At 40.0% G+C, this 18,587-nt stretch carries 14 protein-coding genes; 4 read left to right on the forward strand and 10 right to left on the reverse strand.

The window, feature by feature from the left end; translation table 11 throughout:
* Nucleotides 1-27 precede the first annotated feature (27 nt).
* The gene (locus AC1XUO_RS11630) at nucleotides 28-3,069 is read right to left on the reverse strand and encodes a SusC/RagA family TonB-linked outer membrane protein (protein ID WP_483330398.1); all 3,042 of its coding nucleotides are present in this window, start codon (nucleotides 3,067-3,069) and stop codon (nucleotides 28-30) included.
* Nucleotides 3,070-3,910: 841 nt separating this feature from the next.
* The gene (locus tag AC1XUO_RS11635; RefSeq protein ID WP_483329961.1) at nucleotides 3,911-4,297 is read right to left on the reverse strand and encodes a hypothetical protein; all 387 of its coding nucleotides are present in this window, start codon (nucleotides 4,295-4,297) and stop codon (nucleotides 3,911-3,913) included.
* A 633-nt stretch (nucleotides 4,298-4,930) separates the two neighbouring features.
* Between AC1XUO_RS11635 and alaS the strand changes: the two genes are divergently transcribed.
* Nucleotides 4,931-7,579 (forward strand): alanine--tRNA ligase, encoded by a 2,649-nt coding sequence (gene alaS, locus AC1XUO_RS11640; RefSeq protein ID WP_483329962.1) that lies wholly within the window; start codon nucleotides 4,931-4,933, stop codon nucleotides 7,577-7,579.
* Between the two features lie 66 nt (nucleotides 7,580-7,645).
* Here alaS and AC1XUO_RS11645 read toward each other — a convergent pair whose 3' ends face one another.
* The 6 genes from AC1XUO_RS11645 to AC1XUO_RS11670 form a co-directional block, all read right to left on the reverse strand.
* Complete coding sequence (locus tag AC1XUO_RS11645; RefSeq protein WP_483329963.1) at nucleotides 7,646-8,158, reverse strand: CHRD domain-containing protein; 513 nt, start codon at nucleotides 8,156-8,158, stop codon at nucleotides 7,646-7,648.
* A 266-nt stretch (nucleotides 8,159-8,424) separates the two neighbouring features.
* A complete protein-coding gene (locus tag AC1XUO_RS11650; RefSeq protein WP_483329964.1) occupies nucleotides 8,425-9,477 on the reverse strand; it encodes a hypothetical protein in 1,053 nt (350 codons plus the stop codon).
* Nucleotides 9,478-9,672: 195 nt separating this feature from the next.
* Nucleotides 9,673-11,499: an STN and carboxypeptidase regulatory-like domain-containing protein gene (locus AC1XUO_RS11655; protein ID WP_483329965.1), complete on the reverse strand. Its 1,827-nt coding sequence runs from the start codon at nucleotides 11,497-11,499 to the stop codon at nucleotides 9,673-9,675.
* A gap of 15 nt (nucleotides 11,500-11,514) precedes the next feature.
* Complete coding sequence (locus tag AC1XUO_RS11660) at nucleotides 11,515-12,495, reverse strand: FecR family protein (RefSeq protein ID WP_483329966.1); 981 nt, start codon at nucleotides 12,493-12,495, stop codon at nucleotides 11,515-11,517.
* Nucleotides 12,496-12,507: 12 nt separating this feature from the next.
* Entirely contained in the window at nucleotides 12,508-13,074 is a 567-nt protein-coding gene (locus AC1XUO_RS11665) for an RNA polymerase sigma-70 factor (RefSeq protein WP_483329967.1), read from the reverse strand.
* Nucleotides 13,075-13,251: 177 nt separating this feature from the next.
* Nucleotides 13,252-13,551 carry a hypothetical protein gene (locus tag AC1XUO_RS11670; protein WP_483329968.1) on the reverse strand — a complete coding sequence of 100 codons (300 nt, stop codon included), beginning with the start codon at nucleotides 13,549-13,551 and terminating at the stop codon, nucleotides 13,252-13,254.
* Between the two features lie 478 nt (nucleotides 13,552-14,029).
* Here AC1XUO_RS11670 and AC1XUO_RS11675 point away from each other — a divergent pair, with 478 nt between their 5' ends.
* Together AC1XUO_RS11675 and AC1XUO_RS11680 are read left to right on the forward strand one after the other, a co-directional pair.
* Nucleotides 14,030-14,962: a LysR substrate-binding domain-containing protein gene (locus AC1XUO_RS11675; protein WP_483329969.1), complete on the forward strand. Its 933-nt coding sequence runs from the start codon at nucleotides 14,030-14,032 to the stop codon at nucleotides 14,960-14,962.
* A 14-nt stretch (nucleotides 14,963-14,976) separates the two neighbouring features.
* Nucleotides 14,977-15,969, forward strand: a complete 993-nt coding sequence (locus tag AC1XUO_RS11680; RefSeq protein WP_483329970.1) for a 2-hydroxyacid dehydrogenase — start codon at nucleotides 14,977-14,979, stop codon at nucleotides 15,967-15,969.
* Nucleotides 15,970-16,217: 248 nt separating this feature from the next.
* Here the strand turns inward: AC1XUO_RS11680 and mtgA are convergent, their stop codons facing one another.
* On the reverse strand, nucleotides 16,218-16,904 hold the full coding sequence (gene mtgA, locus AC1XUO_RS11685; protein WP_483329971.1) for a monofunctional biosynthetic peptidoglycan transglycosylase: 687 nt from the start codon (nucleotides 16,902-16,904) through the stop codon (nucleotides 16,218-16,220).
* A 134-nt stretch (nucleotides 16,905-17,038) separates the two neighbouring features.
* Here mtgA and AC1XUO_RS11690 point away from each other — a divergent pair, with 134 nt between their 5' ends.
* A complete protein-coding gene (locus AC1XUO_RS11690; RefSeq protein ID WP_483329972.1) occupies nucleotides 17,039-18,340 on the forward strand; it encodes a DUF2851 family protein in 1,302 nt (433 codons plus the stop codon).
* On the opposite strand, the gene AC1XUO_RS11695 is transcribed toward AC1XUO_RS11690, so the two are convergent.
* Nucleotides 18,337-18,537 (reverse strand): hypothetical protein, encoded by a 201-nt coding sequence (locus AC1XUO_RS11695; protein ID WP_235151293.1) that lies wholly within the window; start codon nucleotides 18,535-18,537, stop codon nucleotides 18,337-18,339. The two genes, AC1XUO_RS11690 and AC1XUO_RS11695, sit on opposite strands and share 4 nt — an antisense overlap.
* Nucleotides 18,538-18,587: the final 50 nt, after the last annotated feature.

Consider the following 18,587-nt stretch of genomic DNA (forward strand, 5'->3'; position numbering starts at 1 on the left):
TTACAACTTCTTTTTAGAAAATCTCTCTCAGAACTTAACGTTTAAACCAACTGTCCAGACTCTGGTAGCAGGTGTAACTCCATTGTTAACAGAAGTTCCGTCAGTTTCCGGATCTACGCCATTATACTTCGAAATAAAGCTCGACCAGATTTTAGGCTGCTGAATACTAGTGAAAATTCTAAGTGATTCCAAACCCAGTCTTTTGGTAACATTGTTGGTAAAAGTATATCCCGCGTTGATGTTCCGAAGCTTGATAAACGATCCGTCAAAGTAAATAAGCGTGGTATTATACTGTGGAAACTCCTGGCTGCTAAACGGACGCGGATACTGTGCGTTTGGATTGTCCGGTGTCCAGTAGTCAACTTTAATCTGCTGATAGCGACCTGCCAGGGCATTGTTGTTTTGATGGAAACCACTTATAATTTTTTGTCCAAACCGTCCAAAAAAGAACAATGATAGATCAAATCCCTTGTATGAGAAACGGTTGGTTAAACCCATACTAAAATCGGGAACATCCGATCCTAACAAAACACGGTCATCGGCGTTGATCACACCATCATTGTTGGTATCCTGAACCTTTACCTGGCCTACGCCCGCGCCCAGTGCGTTATTCTGATCACCTGGATAATATTTCTTGGCTTGCTCAGCCTCATTCACCTGCCAGATACCTATTTTTTTATAGTCAAAGAAAGAATTCAGAGGCTGTCCAATGAACCATTTGTTTCCTACATCATCCACCTTTCCATTATAGAGAGAAAGAATCGCTTCGGTATTTTTTGTGAATTGCAAATCCGTATTCCACTTGAAACCGCCTTTTGTGTTAATGTTTGTTGTAGTTATGCCCAATTCTACACCTCTGTTTCTTGTTTCTCCAACGTTGCGGGTCACAGCGCTAAATCCAATTGAACCCGGCAGCTGGTCAGACAGAAGAAGGTCGGTCGTATTAGTCTGATATACTTCCAAAGATCCCTGAACGCGGCCTGCCAGAATACTGAAGTCAACACCGATGTTGGTAGAGGCTGAGCTTTCCCAACGCAAATCACTATTTCCGATTGTTCCCGGTCTGTAACCAAATGCACCCGTATTATCCCAGGCATAAACAGTTCTTGATAGTAAACCCTGAGTTTGATAAGGAGCCACACCCTGGTTACCCACTTTACCCCAACCTGCTCTCAATTTAAGTAAGTCCAGCCATGAAGTTCCTTTCAGGAAAGGTTCATTGCTGATATTCCAGCCCACTGCAACACCGGGAAAATTACCCCATTTTGTATTTTCTCCGAAACGGCTTGAACCATCACGACGTAAAGTCAGTGTTAACAGATATTTATCATTAAAGTCATAATTGATACGACCCAGAAACGAACTAATTGTCCATTCCGTTAACCCACTGACAGTTTGAAGAATCGTACTTGCATTACCCATGTTATAGAACTGCTGAGACTCTACCGGCACACCTTGAACTTGAGTTCCGTAGGCTTCAAATCTGTCACGTTGAATAGACTGTACCAGCGTTACGCCCAGATTATGTTTATTAGAAAATGTTTTGTTATAACTTAAAATATTTTCAAGCGTCCAGTTGAAGCCGAAACGGTTCGTATTGTTTGCCTGAGCATCACCACCCTTACGCGCATTGGTTTGCGCACCAACAAACCTTCCCGTGCGTGCCACGGTAATATCCGGCCCAAAATTCACCCGGTATTTTAACCCGTCCAGAATTTGCACTTCCGCATAAATACTGTTAAAAATCCGGTACCTTTTGGTGTTGTCAACCTGTGCACCTTTAACAATTTCAGCCAGCGGATTGGTCAGCAACGCATCGTTGGTCGGCGCAAAGTTGATACTTCCATCATCCTTGAAAGGAGCACCCAGTGGGTTTTGATTAATCGTGAAACTGTAAGGATTCAGCGTTTCTCCATTCCGGTTACTGTACATCAGGTATGAAGAAATACCAACCCGAAGTTTCTTGTTGATACTATGGTCAATATTCGTTCTGACAGATGTCCTGGTATAGTCCAGTCCCTCTGTTATACCTTTATCCTGAAAAACACCTGCCGAAATATAAAACTGTGTTTTTTCATTTCCACCCTGAACACCCAGGGTATGGTTTTGTTGAAATCCTTTTTTTAGAATCAGGTCCTGATAATCAGTACTACGTCCTTGTTCAATCCCCGCTTTAACGTTTGGATCACCACCCAATACTGCAATTTTTGCATCAGCCGCGGGGTTAGATTGTCCTGTTGGAACATACACACCGTTTGCATCGGTGTAAATAATCTCACCTTTACTGTTTTTGGTAGATCTGTATGCCTCTCTCACATACTCTGCAAACTCAGCACCGTTAAAAAGGTTTATCTTGTTAAGTGCTTCTGACTGTCCGAAATAGGTATCATAGGTCACCGTAGTTTTACCCTTTACACCACCACGTTTTGTAGTCACAATCACAACTCCATTTGCACCGCGGGCACCATAAATCGCAGTCGCAGTGGCATCTTTCAATACCTCCATCGACTGGATATCATTTGGGTTAATATCCTCATATCCAGCCGACAAAGGAATTCCATCAACTACATACAAAGGATCATTACCAGCGTTGAACGAACGACGACCGCGAATAAGAATCTTTGGCGCTGCTCCTGGCTTGGAACCTGCCTGACTCACGTCTACCCCGGCAGTGCGGCCCTGCAAAGCTTGTCCAAGGTTCGTAATTGGCATCTCGGTAATTTCCTTCGCCGAAACAGATGAAATCGCTCCGGTAGTCTGGCTTTTTTTCTGAGTACCATAACCTACAACGACCACTTCGCTAAGGCTTTTCATATCGCTTACCAAAGAAATACTGATCTCGCTTTTCGCGCCAACAGGAATTTCCTGGGTTACAAAGCCAACGGAAGAAATTACCAGAACAGCAGCGTTATCGGGTACATCAATCTTAAATTTCCCGTCTGCATCTGTATTCGTTCCGGTTCTGGTTCCTTTTAAAACGACTGAAACACCAGGTATGGGCGTGTTATCGTCAACTGAAAGCACTTGCCCCGTTACGCTTTTATCAATCTTCGTTCCTTTGAAATTCATCGAAGCGACGACCGGCGCACCATGTGCCAAAGTGCCCAGCCCCATGACGCCCACCACAGCACAACCTAATAAGTACTGCCTGATACTAGTAAAGTGTTTTTTCATATTTATAGATTATATTAAATTTTTTATAAATTTTAGAACTTACTGTTGCTGACGAACATTTCAAAAGATACCCCTATGCAAATCATTAAATTTTTTCTACATTTATTCATATTGTAATTTGTCAGTCACTTTTGTTTTGTTAGTCAGCAAAGAGTACTTCTTCTGACTAAGCCCTTAATGCAAATCCTACTTACGATGCTGATGAAGAAATTTAGAATTCAGGCTTCGGATGTTTACCTGAATTTCTTATACTAACGCTTGTTGATAATAACTTCAAAACGGAAAAGCCTCCTGAAAGCCCTTTTAATTCATGAACAGGTAAAATTCAACCGATTGCATAAAATTGAATAAAAACAATAAGCCTATTTTTTGCACAAATAGTACAATTGTCAATTAATTATTGAGGTTAGAAAAACAGGTAGACAATTGAAACAAAAAGGAGAGATTTATTTACGCAAACGTTATCGGGAACGTTGCCAAAATTAAAATATATAGATAAAAGATGTTAACATTTCTATATTTCAGATTGAAAAACAGTAAGAACGGAAGTATGTCGGGCAATAAAAATATAACTATATCAATAAAAACTAAAATTAATAACTCACTATGTAGCTATTGATATGTTATAACAAAGGTCATCTGAACTTTCCAAGCAACAGGGCGAATGGAAAAAAAGGAGTTAAGCATCGTCGAAACATCCTAGATCGACACCTTTTCTTACTGCGTCCAACTTCGATTATTTGATGTAAAGCAATATCAGGCAGAGTAAGCCAAGAACGGCCATGGAAATTACACCGAGCACGATATTTTTCGGCCTGGTCATTGAAGATGTCTTAGCAGATACAATTTCTCCTGGCTCCCGCTCTTTTATAATTTCAAGTGAAATACGTATCCTGTCCCAAATAGAATTTACATCCTGACTTGAAAGGGTATCTGGCTTTAAATGCGATGTTATCATGACAAGTTCCCGCGCCTGATCTACCGTATCCCTTTTGTAAGGATATTTTGTAATCCAATTTTCCCAAAAAGAGCGTATAGAGGGATCATTCGGAAACCGAACCCACCTGATAAATAGGTTCTCCATAGCTAACTCTTCGGCCGAATACTCCGAGTAGGGTTTCATCTTTCGCACATTAAGAGTGTAAAGGAAATATAAGCTTTCTGACAAAAAGCAAAATGTCTCCGGGTATTATTAAAAATTCTAATTGGTGTCAAATTCAGTATGTTGATTATATAAAAAAAGAAGGATAACAGACTTTTATACTCAAAGAATTCCAAAAGTCATTAGAACAAAATCATGATCGGGCCGGCAGGTTTTTGATAAACCCTTTTAGCATTTTTATCGTAAACGTTTACGATTTAAGGAAGTTGATTTTGTAAAATATGCCAAAAGCTTTCAACCACCAATTGCAGAAGCACATACGCTGTGAAGGCTAAATCTTAGCTGATTTATTGAAAAAATTTATATCGTTTTTAAAAAAATTAAAGATAATCCTGACTATTTCTACAATTTCAGAAACCTAAGAGAACCTAAGGTTGCGTTGGACGTATGTTTATTGACTTTATTATTACTTTTAGTTTGATAAAGTATTTTATCCAACCTGGACTAATAATAACTGATAATCTATTTTCTATAATTTTCTCAGGTTATCTTATATGTCTAAGGTGGTAAAATACTAAGCCAGTAACGACTACATGGCAAATTTCTTTAACTTTGCAGACATTTTTACAGAGACTTAGTACCAACTTATATACAATGACTTCGCATCAGATACGCCAGTCTTTTCTGGATTTTTTCCGCAGCAAAGGGCACCTTATCGTTCCTTCTGCCCCATTAGTTGCAAAGAATGATCCCACCCTGATGTTCAATAACTCAGGTATGGCACAGTTCAAAGATTTCTTTTTGGGCAATGGCACACCTCCGTCACGTCGTATTGCAGACACGCAAAAATGTCTGCGTGTTTCAGGAAAACACAATGACTTAGAGGATGTTGGATTCGACACGTACCATCATACCATGTTTGAAATGTTGGGAAACTGGTCGTTTGGAGATTATTTTAAAAAAGAAGCGATTAGCTGGGCCTGGGAGTTGTTAACCGAAGTTTACAAATTACCGAAAGAGCGTTTGTATGTTTCAGTTTTTGAGGGCGATGCGAAGGACGGCGTTCCTTTTGATCAGGAAGCCTGGGATTTATGGGTGCCGATCGTTGGAGAAGACCGTATTATATTAGGTAATAAAAAGGATAATTTTTGGGAAATGGGTGATACCGGTCCATGCGGACCTTGCTCAGAAATCCATATTGATTTACGCCCACAAGCTGATGTAGATACAATTTCCGGAAAATCTCTGGTCAATAACGATCATCCGCAAGTTGTAGAAATCTGGAATCTGGTATTTATGCAGTTTGAGCGTAAGGCCGATAGTTCCCTGATTCCCCTGCCTTCCACGCATGTCGACACAGGGATGGGTTTTGAACGTCTATGTATGGCTGTTCAGGCAAAAATGTCGAACTACGATACGGACGTTTTCCAAAATACAATTAATGTTTTAGAGAAATTATCAGGGAAAACATATGGCAGCGAAGAGCCGTTTACGGACATCGCAATGCGTGTTATCTCTGATCATATCCGTGCTGTTGCATTTGCGATCACGGATGGACAATTACCTTCCAATGTTAAAGCTGGTTATGTAATCCGTCGTATTCTGCGTCGCGCGGTACGATATGGATATTCATATTTAGGGTTTTCCGAGCCGTTTTTCCACAAGTTAATTCCGGTTCTTTCTGAGCAATTTAAAGATGTTTTCCCGGAACTGACTGCACAGGAAGAATTTGTTACGCGTGTTATTCTCGAAGAAGAAAAGAGCTTCTTGCGTACCCTTGAATCTGGTCTGAAACGCCTGGATATTATCATGGCGAATCTGAAAGAAAAAGAGACCAATGTTATTGCAGGAAGTGAAGTGTTTGAATTGAGTGACACTTTCGGGTTTCCTGTAGATTTAACGGCACTTATCGCCCGCGAAAAAAGCTTTATCATCGATGAAGCTGGTTTCCAGGATGCCCTGGCAGAACAAAAAGCACGTTCACGCAAAGATGCAACGAAGGAAGCAACCGACTGGATCGAACTTCGTGAGTCGGATGGTGTGGAGTTTTTGGGATATGATTTTGAGGAAACCCATAGTCATATCGTTAAGTACCGAAAGGTGAAGACAAAAACCGGCGAGGAATACCATATTGTCCTGGACCGCACTCCTTTTTATGCTGAAATGGGTGGTCAGGTTGGAGACACCGGAACGTTGCATTTCAACGTCAGCGGGGAATCGAAGGTTGTCAATATTATAGATACTAAAAAAGAGAACGATCTGTTTGTTCATATATCAAGAGATAAAAATCTTGACGATGCTTTGCAGAATGCAGGGATTGTAGTCGCGCATATTGATGAAACACGTCGCAATAAAATTAAAGCAAACCACTCCGCAACGCACTTGATGTTGTCGTCGATGCGTGAAGTGTTGGGAACACATATCGGACAAAAAGGATCTTTCCTGAACGACGAATTATTACGTTTCGACTTTTCACATTTTTCGAAAGTTACTGACGAAGAGTTGAAAAAAATTGAAGATCGCGTTAATGAAAAAATCCGCGAAAACATTCCGTTAAAGGTAATGACAAATGTTCCGATTCAGGAGGCTATTGCGATGGGAGCAACAGCAACTTTTGGAGAGAAATATGGGGATTTTGTTCGGGTAATTATTTTTGATCCTGAGTTCTCGTTTGAACTTTGCGGGGGAACACATATTCCGTCGACGGGAGAAATTGGCGTTTTTAAGTTTATTTCCGAAGGTTCTGTCTCTGCTGGCGTTCGTCGTGTTGAAGCGGTAACCGGAGAAAAAGCACTGGAAATAATGCGTCAGCAGGAAGATACGCTTAATCAACTTAAAGAACTTTTGAAAGGTCCGAAAGATGTGGTGAAGGCGGTTGAAAACCTGCTGGACGAACGCACACAGTTACAAAAGAAAATTGAAGCCCTTGAAAATGACAAGATTCAGCAACTAAAAGTTCAATTGCTTGATCGAGTAAAAAGTTATCAAAGTTTTAATTTGGTTGTTGAAAAAGTAAGTGTTCCGAGTGCTGAATCTTTGAAACAACTTTCTTACGAACTTCGTGACCAGGTGGAAAATCTGATTGCAGTTTTTGGAACCGAAATTGCCGGTAAACCTCAAATTTCTGTTTTCATCGCTGAAAATGTTGTTCAGAGTTCTGGCCTGAATGCAGGAAATGTTGTAAAAGAGCTTGCAAAGGAAATTCGTGGAGGCGGCGGCGGACAGCCGTTTTTTGCAACCGCGGGTGGATCTGACGCAAGTGGGCTCGACAAAGCTCTGGAAAAAGCGAAGGAGCTTTTCTAGCAAACAATTATCATAAAAAAAGCCCGTCGCTTCGAAAATGTGACGGGCTTTTTTTATATTGTATTATTACTCTCTCGCTGTTAATTGTCCTCTTATCGCACCATTCGGGTATTTTGCAGTATGGATATCCATATAGTAAGATCCTGCTTTCAAATCAGTAACCTGTGCATCAGTCAAAGTATCTGTAAACGCAAACGGACTTGTGAAAGTTGTTCCCAGATTAATAACTACTGCTGCTGTGGTGTCAGCGCCTGAGGCAGTTTTGTGTATATGCCATGCAGTTGGCATAAATGCCATTGTGGAATCAGTGCCGGTAGAATCCATCGCGGAACTATCACTGTACGTGATATTCAATTTCAATATATTAGTTTCCTGATCTAAGGTTCCATCAACGGCTCCTGTTGCAGTCGTATCATAACCTATACTATCGCCAGCAAGTGTTGATGTTACTTTCAAAGTGGGAAGAACTTCCACCGGAGGTACCACTACATCTTCCTCATCATCCTTACATCCCCATGCGACTCCCAGTACACATATACCGATAAACGCAAATTTCTTCATACTCGTCAATTTGTTCATGCTCGTTGATTTTGGTGAAAAATAGTTTCTCGAGGACGGCTTGTAACAAAATGATGCCTTATACCGGGAAACCAGTCTCACGATGCAGAACGCCAAAAATCACCATTTTAATTGTTGTAACAAATGTAGAAATCATAACACTTTTTGTAGAATTAAACCACATTGTACTCCCTGAATCTCTAACGGACTCCATTTTCATTATTTCCTACAACTTCATGATTTGGCTACCATCAGATCAAATCTTGAACGACGATACTTTCATTCGCTTAAAGAATGAATTGTATACCCGCACTGAAACCGATATATAATCCTTCAAAATCCTCTGCTCTGGCTTCTTTCCATAGGTAATGGCTGATCAAACCATCGCCTTTTCCTCTGGAGTAATCGACATAGTTCAAATTTGGCCCACCGAAGATTTCAATTTGCGGACTAAGTTTAAACGCTGGCAGTATACGTAGCGAATTTTTGTAGTAACTTCCACTTTTAAAATCAGATAAGGTCTGGCTCACCACCTCAGTATTAATTCTGAATTTACCCGAAACTGCAACGTGAGCTCCCAGACCAGCTTCAATTCCATACAGGGATTTTTTATCACTTTTCAAGTTATATCCCAAACCAAGAATCCCATATAACACACGGCCTCCCGAGCGAAAAGATGCCATAACAGTAGCAGTTTCATCAGTTGTCAGACTTATCGATTTCTCTCCGTTTTTAACAAAATTTAAAATCCCGATCGGATAATCACTGCTGTCTGCTATGTTGATCAAACCTGCCAATTGAATGCCTTTCACATTTTTGGCAATGTTCATAAAGCCGGATATCTGAGTATTTACATTTTCTGTTTTATTTAAAAAACCTGATAATTGAAGTCCTTTTACACTTTTACTGGTTATGTTACTGAAACCGGCCACTTGAACAGCACCAGCCTCTTCCCCGAAATTCATAAATCCTGCGACTTGAACACCCTTTGCATCATGACGTATCACATTGGCCACGCCAGCGATTTGCACGCCATCCGCGGAGTTTAGTATAACATTTGAAACCCCGCTAATTTGTACGCCTGTCACACTGTCTTTCACTAATAAAGCGATTCCCGAAATGGCGACACCGGTCTCCGCTTTTGAAAGCCCGGCGATGGCGTGTAAGGAAAATTTATTGGTATACTGATCTGCGTTTTTTCCGTTGGTGCTAAGTGGATAAATCAGACCAATATGTCCAATACTTGTGCGTTCTTCCTGTGCAAAAGTGGATACTGAAAAAGAAAAAGAGAATAAACTGAGCAGTAAAAAGCTCACGAGAATATTTACGTATTTGTTCATTGTGTCTAAATAAAATAATGGAAGTTTAAACACATACTGCGCGGAACTGTAAATTGCAGGCCTTCAATCTTTCCATGTTGCGGTATGTATATAATTGACAACCGGATTGAAGTTTACCCTAAATTCAAAATGGAAAAAATGAAAATTATGAAAAAAATATTGGAGGATTTGTGATAGAAGTTGGAAAACAAATCACTAGCGCTGTGCACCATAGTTCCATATCAAACCGCCTTGCCAGCCAACCCAGGCGTTTGTGGTACTGTTTATTTTAAAACGGTAAGTTCCTTCGTCGGCCAAAGATTGATATCCATTTTTAAATTCCTTTTGTTCGGAGTTGAAGATGTTAAAGGATGGCCCTGCGAATACTGCAAATCTCTTGCCGATTTTAACATTTAAACCGGTCTGGAAACGGTATAAAACGGGAAGGTCTTTCCATTGTCCGAGATAAAAATTCTGGTTTAAAATCTCCGCATTCAAAGTGAGATATTTGTTCAGGACAAACTCTTTTCCCAAGCCAAAACCAAAAGTATAAGCCTTATTGTTTTCTCCCAAACCGGCTCCAATCGTGAAGACATTATACAACTTCCGGTTACCCGATTTCCATGCAAAATTCAGCGGAAGGATTTCATTGGCATGTAAAGAAAAAGCACCTTTCCCATTTTTGACCAAATTTATCAGTCCAATGCTGTAACCCGAAGATGAATCTGCCAGATTGATCACGCCCACCTGCACTCCTTTTAGGTTTTTAGCATAATTATAAAGTCCGGCAAGCTGAAGTCCCTGCATTTCTGCTTTTGCAGAATTACCAAATCCGGCTATTTGCGCTCCTAAAACGGAATCCTTTCCAAAATTAATTCCAGCCGTAATTTGTGCGCCGGACATTGTTCCTTTCGAAAGATTGAATATTCCACTGAACTGCGCACCGTCCACTTTATCTTTTACTAAATTGCCAACTCCAGAGACCTGGACTCCGTATATTTTGCCGGAAACCTTACTCAGCCAACCAGATACCTGAACTCCCGTCAATGTTTTGTTGATCTGATTACTGAGTCCTGAAATTTGAACACCTCTCAAAGAATCCAGTACATGATTGTGTAAACCTGCAATCTGCACACCATGAACGTGGCCAGAAACAATGTTGAACATCCCGGCAATCTGTACGTAGCGAACATCTTTTTTTGAAATATTGAACCAGCCAGCAATTTCAACGCCATCCACGCCAGCAGTATACCCTCCGAGAATATTTAGCGAAAGCTTATTACTAACCTGCGAACTCATTTTCCCATGCGTGCTCAGACCAGGTGTGAAGGAGGCCTGATAGGGAAGCGAGACAAAAAACCGGCTGATATTTCTGCTTTGTAAGCGCAATTTTGATGACACAAACATACGCGCCAGCCAGCTTCCCCCACCCTCTGAATAACGCACAAATACCGGATCGAGATCAACTGCTTTTTGATAAATAGTGATTGACAGGTCTCGTTCCTGCTCCGAATTGATGACGATTGTTGTATCTGCATAGCCTACTTTACTGACGGTTAAAGACAAAGGAAAATTCCGGTCTCGCAAGCGAAGCCGGAAAAACCCGTTATCATCGGATAGTGCAGAAGCGAGTTGCTGCTTGGAATAAATACTGGCATAATCAACTTTTTCACCAGTCTCATTATCAAATATCCGACCCGTCAGATAGTAATATTTTTCTTTTGGAGGTCTTTGAATAATTATATAGTCGCCTGTTTCTTTATATTGATAAATTCCCGTTAATAAAACATCTAAAATCTGCTTTACTGATTTATTGTCCGCGTTTAAAGTCACCATACTATCGCCCGGAACAAGATCACTGTTATAGGAAAAATAAAATTTACCTTGTTCGCTGACCAGTTTTAGAACTTCGGAAACAGGTTTCTGTTTAACATGGACGGAAACATTTCTGTTGAGTAACTTTTGGGCATGACAAACAGAGGACAGCAAAATAAAGATCGCTGCCAGATATAGTGCTTTACGCAAAGTAAAAGTCCAATTCATGCCGAAAGATACAGCCTATTTTAAAATTATCTGCCCATCATTCTGCACAACGGTTATGTTAAAAGTTTCTGAAATAATCATTAAAATCTCATCCAGCGACTTACCGTCGAACGTAGTATTTATCGGAAGATTTTTTCTTTCGTCACTTACGATGATCCGTGTATGGTATATTTCACTTAAAACATTGGCCAATTTCCAGAGAGGTGTATCGTCACAGACAAGTTTGTCTGTTCTATAATATTTATAAAATTCATCTTCATTTTTTTTAATAGACAACTCAGGTTTATCTTTAAAAATAGTAACTTTTTGCTTTGGTTTAATTTTCACTTTCTGTTCTTTTTTGGTCACCTCAACCAGCCCGGTTTCGACAATCACCTCTGTTCTGTTGATACTGCTTTTTACATTAAATGATGTTCCTACTACGCGAACAATCACGTCATTTGCATCAACGAGAAATGGCTTTGATTTATCCGGAGTAACCTGAAAAAATGCTTCTCCTTTTAATTTAATTTTTCGTGTTCCGCCTGCTGTAAAATACGTTGCGTAGCGAATCTTTGAATTTTTATTTAAAGTAACAACGGAACCATCCGGCAAGGTCTTAACTAACGTTTGAGCTCCGGATTGCACGGACATTTCCTGTGGTAAACTGTTTTTAATTGCTATCAAATAGGTGAACCAGCTTCCTCCCGCAACAAGGATAATAGCCGCAGCAATACGGAAATATTTGAAAAAGGCGTTGGTTTTTAATGGAAATACAGGAACTTCTGCTTCCTGGATTTTTTGCTTAAAACGGATCCAGGCCATATCCTCATCTACGTCACTATGTGCAGCCAAGGTTTTGCTCCGGTTCCAGATCAGTTTGAAATTTTCAAAATATATCCGGTTTCCCGTTTTTGCTGCTACCCAATTTTCTACTTCTCCCCGCTCCTGCCTGGTGGTTTCATCCAGTAAATATTTCACCAGCAGATCATCCATATAATTCATTTCTTCGCACATGATCTTGTGTTATTATGCTATTAGTAATGTTATTAAAACAATTGGCAGAAAATCCACCAGTTCCAAACGTAATAATTTCAAAGCTTTACCCATCTGATTTTCAACCGTTTTGATAGGAATTTCAAGTTTATCAGCGATTTCCTGATACTTCAATTCTTCAAAACGGCTCATCTGGAAAATAGTCCTGCATTTTTCAGGTAATTGCAATAGCGCTGCTCCAAGTCTATCTTCCAGCTCTCCCAACTCGATTTCATAACAGCCATTATCGTTATCAGACATATAGTTAACGACATAATTTTGATAGGCGTCCCGTACTTTCAGGTGTTTCAAATAATTCAGACTTTCATGATAAACGGACCGGTATAAATAGGCACCAACCGATTCTCGTATCCGTATCTGCTCACGTTTTTCCCATAAACGACAAAATACGTTCTGCACCATTTCCTCCGCCATCACATCATCATGTACGATCGTGTTTGCGTAAGCGTGAAGATTTTTGAAGTTTGTTTTAAATACTTTCTCAAATTCCGCTTCCGTTTCTCTGCTGAGCAGATAAGTACCTTCTTCCGTTATATTCATTGCAATGAAATAAATGGGAATCAAAAATGCTGATTCAGATTGTTCATATCCATGACAACCATTAGGTGGCTTACCCTAAATCAGATAAGATAAAAGAGATTTCTTTTAGCTTATGAGGCAAAAAAAACGGGCTGCAAAAAATTTTGCAGCCCGTTTTTAATATCTCTACTTGTAAAATTAAGGTTTTTTACCCGTCTTTAAGGAATCCTTTTTGTTCGCCTTAAATCTTTTATCAGGTGTTCCGTCTTTTTTAAGATTTTTATTTTCAGCATAACGCTTGTCCAGTGTTCCGTCTTTTTTCAATTTCGCTCCTGTAGCTTGCGCACCTGATTTGGCCTCGCTTTTCGCAGCTTTCACTTCCTGATCAGCTTTCTTTTTCGTTGTTGCGGCTTTGGTTGCTGGTGTGGCAGTCTGGGCAAAAGCACTTCCCGTCATAACCAAAAACATAAGCATCATGATTCCTGCTAATTTCTTCATTTAAATACCTGTTTAAGTGTGATACGTTTTGTAAATATTACTGATGTAAGTTACGAATTCGAATAAGATACAGTACTTTACCAATAACATTTAATCATATTTTAATAGCACAACAAAGCCATGCGAAAAACTTCACATGGCTTTGTAACCTACATTATATTCCTTTAATCAACTTAATCCTTATACCTATTCCCTGCGTAATCCCGACTCCAAAACGGCCCGGAAGAAATGCCGTAGTTGGCTGGTTCAGAATTAATTCCCGACAGGGTCCCGCTTACATTTCCGTGCGATAAAGGGTTAATTCTGAAACTGCTGCTTAACTTTTAGAAGAAGTATGTCACAAATTAAACCGCGCAATTTTCATAAATCAAACTGATAGTTTCTATATTTGTATAGATTTAATTGATAGAAATTAATATTTGTACTGATTAGAATTTATAAAATCCTCGCATTGCTGTTTTAGTCAGAAAAACGATTTATGAATATTCAACAACTGGAATATATTGTTGCCGTGGATAACCACCGGCATTTCGTCCAGGCTTCGGAACATTGTAATGTTACGCAGCCGACATTATCCATGATGATCCGAAAACTTGAAGACGAGCTGAGTGTTAAAATTTTCGACCGAACCAAACAGCCGATCGTGCCGACGGCTATCGGGAGACTGATCATTGACCAGGCAAAAACGATTCTTTTTGAAGCCCGACAAATGACTGAAATTGCCAAACATTTTAATGGTGATCTGTCCGGGGAATTAAGAATTGGTATTATCCCGACGGTCGCACCGTATCTGCTTCCTCATCTGGTTCAGCCTTTCATTGAAAATTATCCCAACATCAGGCTTCATGTCTCGGAAATGATCACGGAGCGGATCCTCACCGAACTCAAACTTGGAAACCTGGATGTTGGAATTGTAGCCTCACTTTCCGGTGATAGCGGTTTGCAGGAAATCCCTCTTTATAAAGAGATATTTTACGCCTATGTGTCCGAAAATACCGATCTTTATAACAAACAATATATCCTTCCGGGAGATATTGAACCTAATGACCTCTGGCTTTTAGAAGAAGGCCATTGTTTTCGGACGCAAATTCAGCGATTATGCGAACTAAGCCGCAGCAGTCAATTTGGAAATAGCTTTCATTATCGTTCCGGCAGTATTGAAACATTAATCCGTATGGTTGAAAAAAATGGGGGTATAACAATTTTACCCGAACTTGCGGTAAATGAATTGTCAGAAGAAAGGAGAAAACATATCCGTCATTTTCAATTTCCTGAACCTGCCCGTGAAGTTTGTCTGGTGGTGAATCGGGAGCAGGTCAAAACGAGACTTATCGATGCGCTTAAAACAGCGATTATGGATTATTTACCGAAAGAAATTCACGATAAAAAGGTAGAAATGAGAGTTCTTTAATTAAATACAATATTATGAAAGTTGCTTTCTTCAGCACAAAGTCTTACGACAAAGAGTATTTCACGAAATTCAATACCGACAATATTCACGAACTAAATTTCTTTGAAGTTCCGCTCAATGAACAAACTGCTGTACTTACGGTCGGGTTTGATGCGATTTGTGTCTTTGTAAATGATATAATCAATCAGGAAACGATTGAAGTAATCAGTAAAAATGGTATCAAATTAATTGCGCTGCGATGTGCCGGATTTAATAATGTTGATTTGAAAGCCGCCAGGGAACAAAAATTAAAAGTTGTTCGTGTCCCGGCTTATTCGCCTGAGTCCGTAGCTGAACATGCGGCAGCGTTGATCCTGACTTTAAATCGAAAAACACATAAGGCCTATAACCGGGTGCGGGAGGGAAATTTTTCCATTGAAAATTTGACAGGTTTCAACCTGTTTGGAAAAACTGTTGGTGTTATCGGAACCGGACTGATCGGTAAAGCATTTTGTAAAATCATGCTGGGTTTCGGATGTAAGGTTTTGGCGTATGACGTCAGCGAATCGAGCCTTCTGGTTGAAAGAGGAGTCGTATATAAAACACTGGATGATTTATTAAAAGAAAGTGAGATCATTTCGCTTCATTGTCCACTAACACCTGAGACGGCTCATCTTATTGACGCGACCGCAATTTCGAAAATGAAAGACGGTGTAATGATTATCAATACCAGCCGGGGCGCTCTGGTGGAAGCGAAAGATGCGATCGAAGGGCTAAAAAATGGTAAAATTGGTTATCTTGGAATAGATGTTTATGAGCAGGAAGCGGACCTTTTCTTTCAGGATCTCTCAGAAAGTGTTATTCAGGATGATACAATTGCCCGTTTAATTTCTTTTCCTAACGTACTAATCACCGGACATTTAGGATTTTTCACAAAAGAGGCGTTGGAAGAAATTGCGACGATAACTCTGAATAATTTGTCAGCATTTGAAAATGCCGGAGAATTGTTAAATGAAGTAAAAAGTTAAATTTTCAGGAAGAAATTTTATTTTATACTGACTCTTTAAATGATTTATATTTTAGAAAATAAGTCAGTTTAAAGCCTCCTTGCGTTTTCAGGAAACTCCTGAAGGAGTTACGTTTGCTTGAATAAACTGTCAAGCTAGAAACAGGTAACCTCGATGAGGTTACCTTACAAGAATAAAATTGCATGACAACAAATGTGACAATATGTTTACCTGCCAATTGTTTCATATAATTATCGAATACACTCAAATCATAAATCTGCAATGTAATTTCTGCCACCCAGATATTTCATTTGTCTGACGATCTGATTTGTTCTTTTGTTAACATAAGCAGACGGATTTTTGATCGAAAAACGAACAGGATTGGGCAATACGGCTGCGATTCTTGCGGCTTCATACCGGGTCAGATTTTTGGCAGATTTCTTATAAAATCGTTGCGATGCAGCTTCCACGCCAAATGTCATTTTCCCCATTTCCGCAACATTCAAGTAAACTTCCAGTATCCTCTGCTTATCCCATATCAATTCGATTAATACGGTAAAGTAAACCTCCAAACCTTTGCGGATATAACTTCTTCCGTGCCACAAAAACACGTTTTTCGCCACTTGCTGCGAAATTGTGCTTGCTCCGCGGGCCCTTTTGCGCTTTTCGGTCATCGCATCATAAATTTCATCAAAATCAAAACCCCAGTGGTTTGGAAAATTCTGATCTTCAGACGCCACCACTGCCAGCGCGACCTCTTTTGAAATATTATCGTAAGATTCCCAGTCCTTGTGAATTTCTGTATCCTCGTCTTCCCGGAAAGCGTCAATCTTTCTTGTGATCATAAAAGGCGTTACCCACACAGGAACAAATTTTAAAACCACAACCCAAACAATGGAAATGACAAAAAAGTAGATTGAAAATTTAATAGCATAAGACAGCAATCGACGGAGCATACAATAATTATTTCCTCAGGATAAGAAACCAAACCAATAAACACACGTACAAAGAACAGAAACAATTCAGGTTTAGACAAAGATTGACCAGCCAGAATTGTATATTTTTTCTACACACGCTATCTGAGATTACTATGAATGAAGATCTGCTCAGTTTTATATGGCGATTCCAATATTTTGATGCTTCCGATCTCCGGGTTGAAACCGGTGAAAGTATTCAAATTACAAGAACCGGAAACAGAAACAGTAATGCAGGACCCGATTTTGCAAATGCGCGGATCCGAATCGATGGTGTCGACTGGATCGGTTCCATTGAAATTCATACCAGATCTTCTGACTGGCTCGCGCATGACCATACCGGCGATCCGGCTTATGAAAGTGTCATCCTCCATGTGGTTTGGGAAAATGATATCCCGATTTATCGGCCTGACAAAACTTTACTGCCTGTTTTGTGTTTGAAAGGATTGGTCAAGCTTTCAATACTCGAAAGATATGCTTCACTGATGAATACACAGGGAGTTTACGATTCTGTGGGGATTGCTTGCGGGGAACAATTTGCGTCAGTAAATGAACTTCAAAAACTTTCGATGCTTGACAAAGTTTTGCTGGAAAGGCTTGACCAGAAAGCTTCGAAAGTGATTGAATTATGGCATACAAATCATCAGGATTGGGAAGAAACAGCATACCAATGGCTGGGTCAGCATTTCGGTTTTAAACTGAACGATCCTGCGTTTTTGAGATTGACGCAAATTGTTCCTTTAAAAATTTTACAAAAACATCGGGACCAGATCATTCAGCTCGAAGCAATACTTTTTGGATCGGGAGGATTATTACCGGAAGATTCCGAAACGGAAGAAATTTATGTTCAGGAACTTCGAAGGGAATACAATTTCCTGGCCAGCAAATATCAGTTAAGAGCGTTGCAAATGAACACGCATGAATTCAAATTTCTTCGCCTCAGGCCAGCCGGATTTCCTACTATCCGTCTTTCTCAGTTCGCCAGTTTGATCCATAAAAACGGAGCGCTGTTTTCCGCTTTAACTACCGCGGATTCAGTTAACGATTTGCATAAATTATTTAACCTCAAACAATCAGATTACTGGATTCATCATTTTCAGTTCGGAAAGTTATCTAAAACAAACGTCCCTGTGATGGGAAAAGATGCCATTAATTTATTGATTAGCAATGCCGCCGTGCCGCTACTCGTCGCCTATTCAAAGCAACGGCAACAACCGGAGTTATTGGAAAAAGGATTAAGTTGGCTTAACCAGCTTCCGTCAGAAAATAACAGGATCACCCGTGAGTGGGAAACTTTGGAAATGAAAGTAAAAACGGCTGCAGATTCCCAGGCATTAATTGAGTGGTACAATCATTATTGTTCCGCTAAAAAATGTCTGGAATGCAATGTCGGCGCGACGCTCGTTCGTTCTTCTTAAACTCTACTGACCAGGTTCACGCCTGTAAGCAGGAAAACAGAACCAACCAAAAACGGGACAACGGATTCCCACTTAGTAACTGTAAGACCTAATACCGGTTTTTCAGAAAGAAAAGCGACACAAGCGAATAACAAAACTGCGATACCCAACAAGGTGAGCAGGGCTCCAAAAAAACGTTTAAACTGTGTACTTTCCATTGGGTATAGTAATGAAGCGATTCGTTCGGTTTATATAGGTTTGCAAAAAT

Source organism: Dyadobacter sp. HNCC25DJ186, assembly GCF_056895235.1.

Excerpts from the sequence above, each read along its gene's own strand:
- alaS (WP_483329962.1), top strand. The coding sequence starts at position 4,931 with ATGACTTCGCATCAGATACGCCAGTCTTTTCTGGATTTTTTCCGCAGC.
- AC1XUO_RS11645 (WP_483329963.1), bottom strand. The coding sequence starts at position 8,158 with ATGAACAAATTGACGAGTATGAAGAAATTTGCGTTTATCGGTATATGT.
- AC1XUO_RS11660 (WP_483329966.1), bottom strand. The coding sequence starts at position 12,495 with ATGTGCGAAGAAATGAATTATATGGATGATCTGCTGGTGAAATATTTA.
- AC1XUO_RS11655 (WP_483329965.1), bottom strand. The coding sequence starts at position 11,499 with ATGAATTGGACTTTTACTTTGCGTAAAGCACTATATCTGGCAGCGATC.
- AC1XUO_RS11675 (WP_483329969.1), top strand. The coding sequence starts at position 14,030 with ATGAATATTCAACAACTGGAATATATTGTTGCCGTGGATAACCACCGG.
- AC1XUO_RS11690 (WP_483329972.1), top strand. The coding sequence starts at position 17,039 with ATGAATGAAGATCTGCTCAGTTTTATATGGCGATTCCAATATTTTGAT.
- AC1XUO_RS11695 (WP_235151293.1), bottom strand. The coding sequence starts at position 18,537 with ATGGAAAGTACACAGTTTAAACGTTTTTTTGGAGCCCTGCTCACCTTG.
- AC1XUO_RS11635 (WP_483329961.1), bottom strand. The coding sequence starts at position 4,297 with ATGAAACCCTACTCGGAGTATTCGGCCGAAGAGTTAGCTATGGAGAAC.
- AC1XUO_RS11680 (WP_483329970.1), top strand. The coding sequence starts at position 14,977 with ATGAAAGTTGCTTTCTTCAGCACAAAGTCTTACGACAAAGAGTATTTC.
- AC1XUO_RS11650 (WP_483329964.1), bottom strand. The coding sequence starts at position 9,477 with ATGAACAAATACGTAAATATTCTCGTGAGCTTTTTACTGCTCAGTTTA.
- AC1XUO_RS11630 (WP_483330398.1), bottom strand. The coding sequence starts at position 3,069 with ATGAATTTCAAAGGAACGAAGATTGATAAAAGCGTAACGGGGCAAGTG.
- AC1XUO_RS11670 (WP_483329968.1), bottom strand. The coding sequence starts at position 13,551 with ATGAAGAAATTAGCAGGAATCATGATGCTTATGTTTTTGGTTATGACG.
- mtgA (WP_483329971.1), bottom strand. The coding sequence starts at position 16,904 with ATGCTCCGTCGATTGCTGTCTTATGCTATTAAATTTTCAATCTACTTT.
- AC1XUO_RS11665 (WP_483329967.1), bottom strand. The coding sequence starts at position 13,074 with ATGAATATAACGGAAGAAGGTACTTATCTGCTCAGCAGAGAAACGGAA.